This is a genomic window from Acinetobacter beijerinckii CIP 110307, from assembly GCF_000369005.1.
GTDB classification, from domain to species: Bacteria; Pseudomonadota; Gammaproteobacteria; order Pseudomonadales; family Moraxellaceae; genus Acinetobacter; species Acinetobacter beijerinckii.
This window is the reverse complement of sequence record NZ_KB849765.1, coordinates 952239-966499: the sequence shown is the minus strand read 5'-3', so window position 1 is coordinate 966499 and position 14261 is coordinate 952239. Positions and strand designations below refer to the sequence as shown.

12 protein-coding genes and 1 pseudogene are annotated in these 14261 nt (G+C 37.7%); 3 read left to right on the top strand and 10 right to left on the bottom strand.

Features of this window, described 5'->3' with window-relative positions:
- Positions 1 to 35 precede the first annotated feature (35 nt).
- Genes F933_RS10095 through F933_RS10075 form a run of 5 tightly spaced genes read right to left on the bottom strand, consistent with a single transcriptional unit; the run spans position 36 to position 6010 of the window.
- Positions 36 to 1451, bottom strand: a complete 1416-nt coding sequence (locus tag F933_RS10095; RefSeq protein ID WP_004777765.1) for a hypothetical protein — start codon at positions 1449 to 1451, stop codon at positions 36 to 38.
- Positions 1452 to 1470: 19 nt separating this feature from the next.
- Positions 1471 to 2562: a TniQ family protein gene (locus F933_RS10090; protein ID WP_000622362.1), complete on the bottom strand. Its 1092-nt coding sequence runs from the start codon at positions 2560 to 2562 to the stop codon at positions 1471 to 1473.
- A gap of 19 nt (positions 2563 to 2581) precedes the next feature.
- Positions 2582 to 3433 carry a TniB family NTP-binding protein gene (locus F933_RS10085; RefSeq protein ID WP_000073961.1) on the bottom strand — a complete coding sequence of 284 codons (852 nt, stop codon included), beginning with the start codon at positions 3431 to 3433 and terminating at the stop codon, positions 2582 to 2584.
- On the bottom strand, positions 3430 to 5319 hold the full coding sequence (locus F933_RS10080; protein WP_000999878.1) for a Mu transposase C-terminal domain-containing protein: 1890 nt from the start codon (positions 5317 to 5319) through the stop codon (positions 3430 to 3432). Before F933_RS10080 ends, F933_RS10085 begins: the two co-directional genes overlap by 4 nt.
- The gene (locus F933_RS10075) at positions 5312 to 6010 is read right to left on the bottom strand and encodes a heteromeric transposase endonuclease subunit TnsA (RefSeq protein ID WP_001064759.1); all 699 of its coding nucleotides are present in this window, start codon (positions 6008 to 6010) and stop codon (positions 5312 to 5314) included. Before F933_RS10075 ends, F933_RS10080 begins: the two co-directional genes overlap by 8 nt.
- Positions 6011 to 6124: 114 nt before the next feature.
- On the opposite strand from F933_RS10075, the pseudogene F933_RS10070 reads away from it, so the two are divergent.
- A pseudogene (locus tag F933_RS10070) lies at positions 6125 to 6775 on the top strand (ATP-binding protein); the annotation flags it as partial.
- 39 nt (positions 6776 to 6814) lie between these two features.
- Here the strand turns inward: F933_RS10070 and F933_RS10065 are convergent.
- Together F933_RS10065 and F933_RS10060 are read right to left on the bottom strand one after the other, a co-directional pair.
- Positions 6815 to 7603 (bottom strand): TorF family putative porin, encoded by a 789-nt coding sequence (locus tag F933_RS10065; protein ID WP_005060886.1) that lies wholly within the window; start codon positions 7601 to 7603, stop codon positions 6815 to 6817.
- A gap of 317 nt (positions 7604 to 7920) precedes the next feature.
- The gene (locus tag F933_RS10060; RefSeq protein ID WP_005060883.1) at positions 7921 to 8685 is read right to left on the bottom strand and encodes a TorF family putative porin; all 765 of its coding nucleotides are present in this window, start codon (positions 8683 to 8685) and stop codon (positions 7921 to 7923) included.
- A gap of 741 nt (positions 8686 to 9426) precedes the next feature.
- Here F933_RS10060 and F933_RS10055 point away from each other — a divergent pair.
- Positions 9427 to 10752: an OprD family outer membrane porin gene (locus tag F933_RS10055; RefSeq protein WP_005060881.1), complete on the top strand. Its 1326-nt coding sequence runs from the start codon at positions 9427 to 9429 to the stop codon at positions 10750 to 10752.
- A gap of 104 nt (positions 10753 to 10856) precedes the next feature.
- On the opposite strand, the gene ppa is transcribed toward F933_RS10055, so the two are convergent.
- Together ppa and F933_RS10045 are read right to left on the bottom strand one after the other, a co-directional pair.
- Positions 10857 to 11384: an inorganic diphosphatase gene (gene ppa, locus F933_RS10050; protein ID WP_005060879.1), complete on the bottom strand. Its 528-nt coding sequence runs from the start codon at positions 11382 to 11384 to the stop codon at positions 10857 to 10859.
- Between the two features lie 114 nt (positions 11385 to 11498).
- Positions 11499 to 11897, bottom strand: a complete 399-nt coding sequence (locus tag F933_RS10045) for an MAPEG family protein (RefSeq protein WP_005050796.1) — start codon at positions 11895 to 11897, stop codon at positions 11499 to 11501.
- 148 nt (positions 11898 to 12045) lie between these two features.
- Between F933_RS10045 and F933_RS10040 the strand changes: the two genes are divergently transcribed.
- Complete coding sequence (locus F933_RS10040; protein WP_005060875.1) at positions 12046 to 12438, top strand: hypothetical protein; 393 nt, start codon at positions 12046 to 12048, stop codon at positions 12436 to 12438.
- A 70-nt stretch (positions 12439 to 12508) separates the two neighbouring features.
- On the opposite strand, the gene F933_RS10035 is transcribed toward F933_RS10040, so the two are convergent.
- Positions 12509 to 14188 carry a long-chain-fatty-acid--CoA ligase gene (locus F933_RS10035; protein ID WP_005060873.1) on the bottom strand — a complete coding sequence of 560 codons (1680 nt, stop codon included), beginning with the start codon at positions 14186 to 14188 and terminating at the stop codon, positions 12509 to 12511.
- Between the last annotated feature and the right edge of the window lie 73 nt (positions 14189 to 14261).

The window sequence follows — 14261 nt, the reverse complement described above, 5'->3', positions numbered from 1 at the left end:
ACTTTATGTAGCTACATTAGCGTTATATGGTCCAGTTATACAAGCAATTTAGGTATCCAATATTGCTGATCACCAAACCTCACTTCAAAGCCATCATTCAGCCCCCTATAATTAATACTATCCATTTGATTAAAAAAGGATTTATCCAAATTATGAAAATACATCAATCCTAACTTTATCCACTCTAGTTCATTAAAATTTTCCTCTGGGGCTTTCATGATGGCCAACAATTGTTTTTCCAGTTTCTTCATATTACTTTTTTCTGTTATTTTTTCATCTAGTACCCATGACGTATCAAGGTTCGTATCATAATTCTTGTTTAAAAAATTAAGAAAGCCAACAATAGCGCAAGCTTGTCCAGGGGACTTAAATAAGTAATATTTTACATGCCACATTGTTGGTAAATCTAATCGTGATTGACTTACCAACAGCATTAAAGCAGATGCTGGTTTCATGGCTAAACGGGCAGAACGTATACTCGTTTTCCCTAAATCCATTTTATTTATTAAAACCTGATAATAGTTCTGAAGAATTTGGGCTGAAAGCGATGAACCAGGACATGAGTTCGCCAGTTTTCTCAGTTGGTCAAATTCAGAACAGTGGCCTTTAGATTGGGTATCTATATGCAGGTGATGTACTGCAACCAACCACCGGATGGGCAGCTCATATTTGCGTAAACCACTTGTTCTTAGTCTATGTAATAAAGAGTCATTGTCTGGGATCTGATCTCCCCAAAGATCACTGGTCTTTTCAAAAAAATGAATATGTTTACGAATTAGTAATGCAGCCTTATGCGGTCCAACCTCATGATCAAGCCAATTCATATAATCTTTAAAGTAACCTTTGAGGCTTGGATTTACTAATGTATTAACCAGTTCCTTAATCCTATTCCCCAATATTCTTCGCCATGTACATAATTCACAGTATTTCCCATATCCAGCAGGAATCTGTTGCTGGCAAGTTAGACATTGAAGTGGTGGACAGGTCAAACATTTCTTACAAAGCATTTTGCCTGACACAACATCCTGTTCAATCAACCTATATCTTCTACAACTTTGGCATGTCTGGTAATCACGGGTTGCACACTTTGGGCAAACTCTTAAATTATCTCCAAAACGGCTGATACGAGATAAGCGTTGTGATGTCACACCACACCGTTCACAAGCTTGAAACTCTCTAAAATAAACTGAACAACTATTACAAACAGGGCCTTGCTCCGTTATTTTTCCTATAGGGTAATCAATACGCTGACATCTAATGCAAGGTCTATTGGTTTCACATTGTTGGCAAACGGCCAAGTTATCAGCTTTATATAATCTGGAACTTTTACCACACGACGGACAATCCTGTTTTTTAAAAACTCGTACATAGCACTTATGGCAATAGTTACGCTGTTTATAAAGTCGGTGTATCTTTTCAACCGCATCACCACATTCATCACACTGAGGCATGGTGTTGTCCCCCCAAAAGTTACCCTAGTTTTCTTTTTAATCTTAAAAACTTGCGTATTACAGTCTCCTTACTTTTAGGTTTAAAGGTAGCTACCAATGCTCTCTTTGGAGGGTAGTTCCGATAAATCGAGCCTAATTGTTCTTCAACAGGCCTTAATATGGCTGGCAACTGGTTTCTCTTATCCCAAAATGAAGACCTGTTCATATTTAAAGATTTTGCTGTTTCAATAAACTTTTCCTGGGGAATAATGAGTAATTGATAAATACAGGAAAATAGCCGTTCTCTCTCGGTAACTGGAAGTTGGTTAACAGCCAATCCATTCGATATAAGCTCAGGATGGGGCACCTGAATTCTGAGTTGTTCAAGAAAAGCCCATCCTTTTCCATTTACTGAGCCAGCTAAAGCTTTTCTAATAAATTGTGAAAATAACTTAATCACCGTTAACCAATCAGTTACTGAAATCAACTTGTCTTGATAGGTTGCACAGCCTTGTTCCAGGAATTGATCAAAGATTTTTTGGAATGCCAAGGCATGACAATCCACAAGGCTTTTATTAACCTCCAATAGACTTTTTTTACATATTGAACAGCAAGTCATAACCTGATCAGGGGCTTCAAGACGTCTAGGTTGAATAGCATTATGGCAATGAGGACATTGATCATGTAAATGCTGATTATGTTTTATACAACCTGTATGCCAGGCAAAACGCCAAGGCAGACGGAAATAGGCAACATTATCCTCAGATAGACACTCAGGACAATATTGCCAGCCACCTCGATGCTTACGGTTTCTTGTACCTAATACCAAGTACCATGCATCAAGAGTTTGATTATCCAGATTATATTTAATTAAAAAATTGCGAAGCGTAGCAGAATTAAATTGGCTTTCATCAATTTTTGTCGTATTGATCAATACCTGTACTTGCTCTGCACTTAAACCACGATCTACATCTACAGACCAGATTCGCCATTTGGGCCAAAGTACTCCAGTTAAACTTAATGGGTCACAACCACTGTCAAGTGCGGCACGTATCAACCAAGAAGATAATGCCTCATCTTGCTTTAAGTCCGTGGGAATAAACCATGAATGGATTTCTGTTGCACTTATCATACCTAGTCCTCCACATTGCTTATTTCACACTTTCTAGCAAGCTACGGTCGATAAACTCCTGACCAGAAACAACAGCTTTCTTTGCGGCGTCCCGTAAAATCGTTCGCAGATTACCTAAGTTTCCATCTGTAATATCATGCAGATATTTTACTGTTGCTGGTTCAGCCAGTTTTGAAGCCTGTTTGAGGGGAAGAACTTTCTCAAATTTATTTACCATAGCTTGAAAGTCTTTATCTAGTTTCCATAAGGGCAAATTAACCACACGAAAACGGCTGACATGCTGTGGATCAGTACGCAGAACACTAATTGCTTCTTCTGTACCAAACCCAACAATGGGTATCTGTGTTTCATTACACAAATACTTAATCGCATTCATTACTGTTCTTTGCTTAATCGGACTGCCACATAATAGAGAATTCATTTCGTCGATAATGAGGAGCTTTACCTCATAAAGTTTAAGGCAATGGACCACTTGGTAACGTAGCTTCGCAACGGGATCTCTTTCTCGAAAAGGAACCCAGAACTTATCAAGAATAGCCATATACAGAGCTTTTTCATCAGGGGAAACAGGTGCCTGTACAATGATTACAGGTTTTACTGCATTATTTTCTGCATTGACATAACCCTCCCCATACAGCTTAAAGAACTGGTTAATAATTGAGGTTTTACCATTATTTGGCTTACTCAATACCAGTAAGTTGGGCATACGGCTCCGCTTAGGAAGTGTCAGGAATCCTTTCAATTGGTCTAACAAGTCATTGGCTGCTGGATACCCAATCCATCGGTCCTCTTCCAGGAAGTAGAGTCTGTCCTCATTAGACTGTTCCACAATAGGGCGAAACTCTTGAAAAACATGTGAATAGTTACTCATGAAATATCCTCATCATTTTCCAGCTCATCGAGAGGCAATAAACCATATACGTTTTCAAGCTGTTGCTCCAAAATCGTACTCTCTTGTTGAGGTTTTTTGCCCTGAATTGAAGCAGGGTTAACACTCTGTTGATGTTGGGTACTGCGCTGATGTGATCTGCGAGCCCGTCGAGTTTTAGTACTTGCCTCCTGAACACGCTCCCGAAGTTTAGCTAGAGCCTGTCCAAGTTCATGATCTTTTAGATATTCGCCAGTTTCCTTTTTCAGTTCCTGAATCTTTTTGTGTTCCCAAATACTAAATGGTGGAATACTTTGATCCGCTAAAGGAACCTTAAAATAATTTTTGATTTCGGGATCAAAGAACCATATCTCACTAATATTTCTTGGATCACGCCTAAAGATAAATTTACGTTTTTCCTTTTGATTATCAGGGTCTACAGCATTAATCCAACCTCTTAGTACATCAGCATAATAAGCAAGACCATCAATTGTTACACCTGTTGTTTGAATCGTCCTTTCAAAACTTGGTAGAAAATCAAGAAAGAAATTATGATCATTTGCAGGCAATCTAGCAGCCCCAGAACCTAACGTGTTTTTATCACCAAAGATACCTAACTCAAAAGCATGTAGTGGAGAAGTACCTAAAGCAGAGTGTTTCCTTTTGTGGTAAACATTACAGATAAAATCAATCAGCCAGTCCTCAAATTCGGAGAATGTGAAAACTGCTTCCGCATCTGAGTTATAGCCTTTTCTTTCAAAAATATTTGAAAAAGTTGTTCCTGGAACTGCGTGAATATCGGTTGCAAATGTTCCCATCAAACGTTCAATGTGCCCGCCAAAACGTGGTTTTTTAACTGGTCGGTATTCCAGACGAATATCATGTGCCATACAAGCATTTCTGAAAGTTTCTGAGTGAAACTCAGGTCCATTATCGACATGAATGGTGTTCATAATTCCCCAGACAGGCCATTCAGCTTGAATCTTGCGCGAAGCTAGCCATTTCTCTTTGGGCAGTACAGCTTGAGAAACGCTCATTGCAATAGACATAACAGAGGGGGCATCTAATGATAAGTAATATCCCACAACTACCCTTGAACGCACATCAATTGCCAACGTAAGAAAAGGTCGTCCTATAGGACACCTGCTAAAATCATCAACCAGAATAAGATCAACAGGCGTATGGTCAATCTGTACGACGGCAAGTGGATAATCAGCATGAGGGAATTTCCCTGCGGCAGGTGTAAATTTGTTATCGGCCTTTTCCTTATGTCCCCTCTTACGAAGAGAGTCTCTCTGGCTAATCGCTGCAATACGATTTCTTACTGTATTGGCATGAGGCACCTCTAGGATATGGTATTCATGACATAAGCGTTTCACTTCAAGTACAACTTTTTGAACACTTATTCTTTGATTAGTTAGGTATAAATCCTTGATGGCTTTTTCAATGATTGCTTCAGCATGTTTATTAATTATCTTCTTGCCTTGTGGCAATCCCTCTTTTCTGGGCCGCAATCCATCAATAGTTCCATATGCCTTATAGATTTTTAACCATCTATAGATAGTGGCTGGATTAATATCATGTTCTTGGGCTCGTAACTCTACTTCCTTACGACCACTCACGCCTCCCTCAATGAAAGGTCGGATGATGTTGAAACGTCTTTCAGCCTCAATCCAGTCTTTATCAGCGATGAGCTCTAGATCTTCATACTGTTCCACAGCTATTGATGGCCTTAATTCACTGATAGCCGCGATACTTTTCCTGCCAGTATTATTGTTTTCAACAAAAACCGATTTTAGGTCAATGACTTCAATAATCGTATGGGGAATCCCTTTTATCTGAACCGGCTCCCCAGCAGCTATTTTGATATTCACACGTCTATCATTCATGACAACTCCCATTTACCCAAAGTTCAGTAGATGGCTGTAAAGGCATACTTAAATCGCAAACCAGATAACCATGAGCAACTAAATACCAGATTTGACTAATTCCATTGGCTCTGTCCCATTTTCCAAGAAAATGTCTGGCTAATAGAGTCTCAAAAGTTACTGCTCCTCGATCTCTCACATAATCCAATAAGTGCTTTGAATCAGCAGGGGGAAATTCCATCTTTCGGTACTTTTGTAAAAACATGGCATTCGACCATAACTGGTCCCGAATACGCCCCTCATGTGCAATATGAAATTTCCAACCCTCTTCTTTGCATACCCTCATGGCAGCACGATATCTAGCTTTCCATAGATGCAAATTAAGTTGCAATTCATCTGTAGGTTTTACTTCAACCAGTTTAGGTGCAATAAATGGAATAAAATCATTATGCTTATAAGTTACTAGGTAGTCAGGGGTGTAAACTCGTTTCTGTCCATTATCAAAATACTCAATGGTAAATGGTTGAGACTCAACAGCAAGAACATTGGGATCAACCTCTAATCGAATAAGGAAATCCCGTTCAAGAGTTGATTCAAAGGCAACTGCGGAATCTTTTTTAAAAGGATATAAACCAGATACACTGATACGTGTATTACCAATTTTTCTTCGAGCTGGTACGATGTTAACGGTGTCGCATGATTGATTGTTCATTCTAGGTTCCGTTGCATAGTTCTTTATAAAATTTGTCGCATAGTTCTTTATAAAAGGTGGTCTAAGTCTTTGACCCTAGCTTATATTGTCGCATAGTTCTTTGTAAATAACAGCGGTTCACAACCCAAACCAGGTGAAATAACTTTGGCGCATTTAGGTGTTTTATTTTTAGATGAACTACCTGAATTTGATCGAAAAGTTTTAGAAGTTCTCCGCCAGCCGCTTGAATCTAAAGAAATCATTATTTCACGTGCGGCTAGACAAATGACATTCCCTGCAAACTTTCAATTTATCGCAGCGATGAATCCTTGCCCTTGCGGATATGCATTTAATCAAGACAGTCGTTGCCAATGTTCACCAGACAGCATTCAACGTTATCAAAATCGAATTTCAGGACCCTTACTAGATCGTATTGATTTACATATTGATGTTTCACCTTTACAAGCGCAAGAATTACAAGATCGGACACCTGCGGAAAACTCAACTACGGTAAGACACCGTGTTATCAATGCATATGAGCGTCAAATTCAAAGACAACAATGTTTAAATCAGGCACTATCGCCAAAATTGTTAGAGCAATATGCACTTTTAGATGACAGCTCAACCCAGATTATTGAACTCGCGCAACAGCGCCTAAATCTATCAGCTCGTGCCTATCATCGGGTACTGCGGGTATCTAGAACGATTGCTGATTTAGCTGAAAGTGAATTCATCAGTAGTAGCCATTTAACCGAAGCCTTGTCATATCGAGGACAGCAGTCTTAAGAAAAAGCGACCATTTAGGTCGCTTTTAATTTTTTAGAATCAGAAGGCATAACCTAAAGCTAAAACAACTTTATTCTTCTGTTTAGCTTCATCACGTGTATAACCGCCAAAAATATAATCTAGGCCCCACGTTGCTCCCGTTTCACCTAAAGGATGCGATAAACCTAAAGTAGCATGACGAAATGCAAAATCAGTTTTGGTGATATCACCTGCTTTTGCTTGATAAGTTAAATACTCATCATCATCGCCATAATAATAAGCTGCGACTTGTGCTTTACCTGTAAATCCACCTGCTAATTTTGGTGCATAAGTTGCCAAGAAATAGGTATCACCTTTATTACCGAAGGTCACATTATTTAATAAAGTCTGCGCAGTAATACTAAAATCTTTATAACTTAATCCTAAAATGGTTTCATAGCCTGTCGATTCCCAACCTGGATAATAGTAATAAACTGTTCCACCGACTTGATAACCAAGATCTTCAGTGATTTTACCTTTATAACCTGCATAAAAGTCGTTTTCAAATGACTTCTTATCTTCTTTCTCATATGTTGGTGAAGTATTAAAATCTGCATATGCAGCCGTCAATGTTGAAAACCAATAACCCAAATAGAAACCACTATCATGTGTATAATCAAGACCACCCTGTACAGCAGGTGTGTCACTTTCTGGTGAATTTGTCATACCGCGTAAGTTATAACTCGATACAACATTCACATTGCCAGTAATTGTTCCTGGAAATGGTAATTTATTATCTTCTGCCATTGTTAAAGATGTTGCTGAAACCATAACCCCTAAAGCAACCGCTTGACATGCAAATTTCATCATATTGATCTCCCCCATTATTTAGATATTCAATTGATTTAACTTTAAATTGCGTCATTAGGTATTTAGCAAATGCTGTGCCATAATTAAGCGATCAATATAAATTATTTTATTTAATAAAAACAAATATTTATATTAACAAGTTTGATTGTATTTTTTATTTATCATTTTAAAAATAACCACCTCTGATTATCTAACCAAAGTAGCGCAAAAGCGTTCATTCTGGAGCATTATAAAATTTAATATTGCAATTCAATAAATTATGAAATGGCAAGAAAAAAGCCAGCGAAGTCGCTGGCTTTTTGATTAATCAAAAATGATTAGAATGTTTTAGTTAGCGTAAATACTGCGCCTGTTTCTACACCACGTTTATATGGTTGAAAATCTGCATCAATATTAGTGCCAACCGCTGCTAATTCAGCAGTTAAACCTGAAACTGATTTAACGCTATATGTTACGCCAACTTTCCAGTCAACATAGTTATCATCTTTACTGCCGTTATCACTAAAGTCATAGTTATCTACTTTCGTGTAACCAACACTTGCAACACCGCCAAAACCTGTATCAGCAAATGGAATATTATAAGTCGCGTTCAAATACCAAGCATTTTCATCAGTACCACCCCAGTCATTGGTATAGTTAACAGCAGCTAAAAGACTATCACCTGATGTCACTAAATCTTTAAACCCTAATTTTGCATAAAGCTCTAACCAATTAATGTCAGACGAACTTGGATAACCGTAATACCATAAACCTACATCTAAGGTTGGCTTACCAGTAAAAGGTAATTCTGTTGCATATCCCACATAAGGATCTAACTCAAGATGAGCTTCGCCAAAACTTACATTTGAAGCCCATACACCAGCATATAGACCAGATGAATGAGTTAAAGCAAAACCACCTTGAACGGCTGGATCACTTTCTGTTTGCGTCATACCACGGAAACGATAATCCGAAGTCAGCGCAGCACTACCTGAAAAGCTAAGACCATACTGAGATAAAGGAGTTGTTTCTTCGGCCATAGCAAAAGTCGAAGTCACAGCAAAAATACTCAACGCGATCGCTTTACATGCAAATTTCATCATATTGATCTCCCCCATGATGGATATTCGACTGATTTATGTTTTAAGTTGCATCGTTTTTTAATTAGCAAATGCCGTGCCAACTATGAGAAAACCTTATCCAATATAGATTCTGTTCAATAAGAGTGCTCTTAACGCCATATAGATGTGCTCTAAACAGAGGAAATTTAGCAATACAATTATTTTTATGAGTCAATAAGATGCACTATGGTATTTATGGATTTTTTTTGCACAAAAATAAGGCGATAATCCTTTCTAAAATTTAATCAATTCTTTTAATAACAAATAAATAAGCTAAGCATGCTACATATGCTCATTAAAAGTGCAAAAATGAAACTTAATTTTTGCTGAATAGATGGTTCGTTTTCTGTACCCCAATTAGTGTCATTCGTCGGGATGTAATTTTTTGCAAATCAGATGTTCATCTTTCAACCAAAGAAAAAATAAATACTTAAAATTAAAGAGAAAAAAAAAGAACAAATCACGTATTTTTATGAAATTTAACTAAAAAATAATCAATATATATTACATTGTAAATATAACAATATATCAAATAAAATCATAGTTTTAATTAAAATAAGATTCAATTTTAAACGATAAATAAATCATAAAATGTTAGCAAAAAATTGTGTAAAAATGATTAAAATAATTTAATAAAAATCTATCTTTTTTATGTATAACTTATACAATTGGTCAAAATTTCGATTCTGACCGAAATTGATTTTATTTATTATGAGGCTACCTATGCCAAAGGCAAAGAAACTAACATTAGCGGTTTTGATTAATGCCGCATTGATCTCCTCAACATATGCAAGCGAACAAAGCGAAGCAAAAGGATTTGTTGAAGATGCCAGTGGAACAGTTTTATTCCGTACTGGTTATTTAAGTCGTGACAAGAAAAATGGTGTCGAAGACACTAGCTCATATGCACAAACGGCGATGGTAAAATTAGATTCTGGTTTTACTCAAGGTGTTGTTGGCTTTGGTGCTGGTATCATTGGTGATGCCTCTTTTAAACTTGGTTCAAACAATAATGCTGGTAACGGCATGATTCCAAAACACCCAGATGGCTCAGCATATGACCATTGGGCACGTGGTGGCGGTTTTGTTAAGGCACGTGTATCGAATACAACTGTAACTTACGGTACGCAAATCTTAGATTTACCAGTACTTGCAAGTAACACGGCACGTCTAGTACCAGAATATTTTGAAGGTTTTTTAGCGAATAGCCGCGAAATTGAAGGTTTAGAAGTTACTGTCGGTAAATTCACCAAAAACCAGTACTCTGACCAAATTAATTCTGACGGTAATAAATTAGACCGTGCAGTAGTTTGGGGTGCGAAATACAAAGTAAATGATCAATTAAATACAGCATACTACGGTACAGATATTAAAGATCGTTTAGAGCGCCACTATGTAAATGCGAACTACAAGCAAGCATTAGCGAATAAAAGTTCTTTGACTTACGATTTCAGTGGTTATCACACTGATTGGGATCGTCAGGCTAATAACAGCTTGTACTCGTACATTGGTTCAGCAGATGATAAATACCAAAACTCAATTTGGGCGATTTCAACCACATATAATACTGGCCCACATAACGTAATGGTTGCTTACCAACAGAACAGCGGTAATGCAGGTTATGACTATGGTTTAGGTAAAGGTGTTGGTGATGGTCATCAAACGATTTACATGCCAAACTCATATCTTTCTGACTTCATTGGTAATGGTGAAAAATCAGCTCAACTACAATACAGTCTAGACTTCGGCAGCTTTGGTGTTCCTGGCTTAAGTTGGACCACTGCATTTGTATATGGTTGGGATATTGATACCAATGCTGCAGTTAAATCTGGCAATACTGTTGTAGCTCGTGTACGTACAGCAGACAATGCAACTGAACGTGAATTCTTTAACCAAGTAAAATATACAGTTCAATCTGGTTTTGCTAAAGATGCAAGCTTACGTTTACGTCACTCTTACTACCGTGCTAGCGATGAATACCAATCAGGTTATATCGGTGATACGAATGAATGGCGTATCTGGCTTGATATTCCTGTGAAATTCTTCTAATTCACGGATCAAGTCATAAAAAAACCTCCATTCAATCGAATGGAGGTTTTTTTTATTAGCCTAGATTTATACATCATATAAACGCTGGCTAAATTCTGACTAAATTACTTTTTAGCAGCTTCAATTGCTTTCAATACTTCTTCTTTCGCAACAGCAGCATTTTCCCAACCACTGATTTTTACCCATTTACCAGGCTCTAAATCTTTATAGTGTGCAAAGAAATGCTCAACTTGGCTGATAAGCAACGGTGGAAGATCTGTATATTCTTGAACGTCTTTATACAATGGTGATAATTTTTCATGTGGAACAGCGATGAGTTTCGCATCGATACCACCATCATCTTCCATATTCAACTTACCTACTGGACGGCAGCGAATCACTGAACCAGCAGCAACAGGGTGTGGCGTTACAACAAGTACATCTAATGGATCACCATCTTCAGATAATGTGTTTGGCACATAACCATAGTTAGCTGGGTAAAACATTGCTGTACCCATGAAACGATCTACAAATAATGCATCTGAATCTTTATCGATTTCATATTTGATTGGTGCAGCGTTTGCAGGAATTTCAATGATCACATAAATGTCATTTGGTGCGTCTTTACCCGCAGGAATATTGCTATAGCTCATATCAACACTCGTAAATTGTGAAGTCAAATTTAAGTCCGAACGATTATAACGTGAATACGATGAAAATGATGCTAGATATGCTGAGGCTCAATGAATTTTATACTGAGAGGTAAGCTAAACCATTTTAATCGTGATCACCAATAAGAAAATTGGACAAAGTAAGGCAAAAAACCAAATAATTGAACGCAAAGTTGCCAAGTTAGCTAAATAGCAAATGCCATAAATCACTCGAAATACAATATAAGCCCAACCTAACGTAAGAATAAATCGCTCTGGAACAACCATATATTCTGCCATCAAAAGCGCAGCGATAAATAAAGGTAAGCTTTCAAAACTATTTTGTTGTACAGCATTTGCACGTGCTGCCAAGCCTGTCGTTTTAGCTAAAAACTCGCGTGGATTTTGATTATCTTTTGCTTGAAAACCACCTTTAGATTTTGCAATCAAGGTAAATACGTAAGGCAACAAACATGCGACGATAATAATCAATATAATGCCGCTAATACCTTGCATGTTGATATCCATCATTTGAAGTTATTCTGATCATGCTATCATATCTTATAATTTTTTGAAGTTTCATTAGTGCTTGTTCAACAAGCGTTTATTTTACACCCTCTCTTTGTGTAGAAGTTGTGTTTTCCAAACAGCATTAGGCCTAGCTATGTCTCAACAAGATCAAAAAGAAATGTTTGATGTACTTGCTCAACAGCAGCAACATCAGCTTCTTGTCAATCGTGTACTTAAAGTTGTATTGCCAATCATGGCTTTTCTACTGAGTGTCATTTGTGCCAATTTAAATTGGCAATCGACCTTAGGTACTTTCGTTATTTTAACGATTGCCTTTTATGCAGTTGGGATTAAACATTTAACACTTTGGCATTGGTTAACCGTTATTGTTGTTTATGCTGTTGCAGATAACTATTTTAGTTTTAATGGCATTGATCCAACACGTTTAAGATTTCAACTTGCAACCATGGTGGTGTTTGTAGGAATTGTGGGTATCGGTCGACCGTATATTGATCGTTGGTTGATGAAATCCAATAAATCTAAATAAATACAAATAAAAAGCGCCGCAATTGCGGCGCTTTTTATTACCTCCTTTTTCAGGAGGCTAAGAGGGATTCTTAAGCAGGTTTACGTAAATCTTTACGTAAGATTTTACCTACGTTTGATTTTGGTAAATCATCCATAAACTCTACATAACGTGGGCATTTATAACCTGTTAAGTTTTGTTTTGCATACGCTAAGATTTCTTCAGTTGTTAAAGACTGATCTTTCTTCACGATAAATAGTTTTGGTACTTCACCTGATTTTTCATCAGGAACACCAATCGCAGCCACTTCCAATACTTTTGGATGCTTCGCAACCACTTCTTCGATTTCGCTTGGATAAACGTTAAAGCCAGATACCAAGATCATATCTTTCTTACGGTCTACAATTTTGAAGTAACCGCGTGTGTCCATCACACCAACGTCACCCGTACGGAAGAAACCATCTTTAGTCATCACTTTTTCAGTTTCATCAGCACGATTCCAGTAGCCTTTCATTACTTGAGGACCACGGATTGAGATTTCACCCTGTTCGCCTTGAGCAACTTCATTACCATCATCATCAAGTAATACAACTTCAGTTAATGGCAATGGGATACCAATTGTGCCGCTGAACTCAGTTGTTGCTGGCGGATTTGCTGTTGCAACAGGTGAAGTCTCAGATAAACCATAACCTTCGATAATGATTGTACCCGTTACTTTTTTCCAAGCAGCTGCAGTCGAAGGCAATACTGCCATACCACCACCCATTGCCATCTTAAGATTGCTATGGTCAAGTTGCTTAAACTCTTCATTGTTCACTAACGCATTAAATAATGTATTTACTGCTGGGAAGAATGATGGTTTATATTTACGCAACTCGCCAACAACTGCTGGTAGATCACGAGGGTTAGGAATCAAGATATTGGCTTGACCTTTATACATACCGTAAAGCGCACACACCATGAATGCAAAGATATGATAAAGCGGTAATGCGCAGACAATACGATCATCTTTAGCGCCATCACCCGTACCGAACTTACTTGAGAAGATACCATCACACTGCAATAAGTTTGATACTAGGTTACGATGCGTTAATTCAGCACCTTTAGAAACACCTGTTGTACCACCTGTATATTGAAGCACAGCAGTATCACTTAAAGTTAAGCTTGGACGCTTATAGTTACTTGGATTTGCGCTGTTTAATGCAGTATTAAACTTAACATGTCCAGGGATATTCCACGATGGAATCTGCTTACGTACTTTGCGTAGTACAAAGTTTACGATCGTACCTTTTAAAGTACCGAGCATATCACCCACAGTTGCAACAATAACGTGCTTCACTGGTGTTTTACCAATGATGCTTTGATAAACGGTTGCAAAGTTTTCGATGATCACTAGAGCTTCAGAACCAGAGTCATTCAATTGATGCTCAAGTTCACGTGCTGTATAGAGTGGATTTACGTTTACAAGTACTAAACCTGCACGAAACACCCCTAAAGCAACCACTGGGTATTGGAATACGTTCGGCATCATCACCGCTACACGTGTTCCTTTCGCCAAACCTAAGCTTTGTAAGTATGTAGCAAACTTACGACTAGCGACTTCTAATTCATTATACGTTAAAACTTTATCCATGAAGATAAAGGCATCACGTGAACCAAATTTTTGGAAATTGCGTTCAAAAATATCAACAAGTGAGGTGTTTTCAGCAGGCAGTGCAACTGTTTCTGGAATTCCTGTCTTTTGGTATTCAGCAAACCAAATCTTTTCCATAATGCCATTATCTCCGAGTGGTAATCCTTAAAAATGTAACAACGTTACTTCCATGACAACACATTTTTTTTAA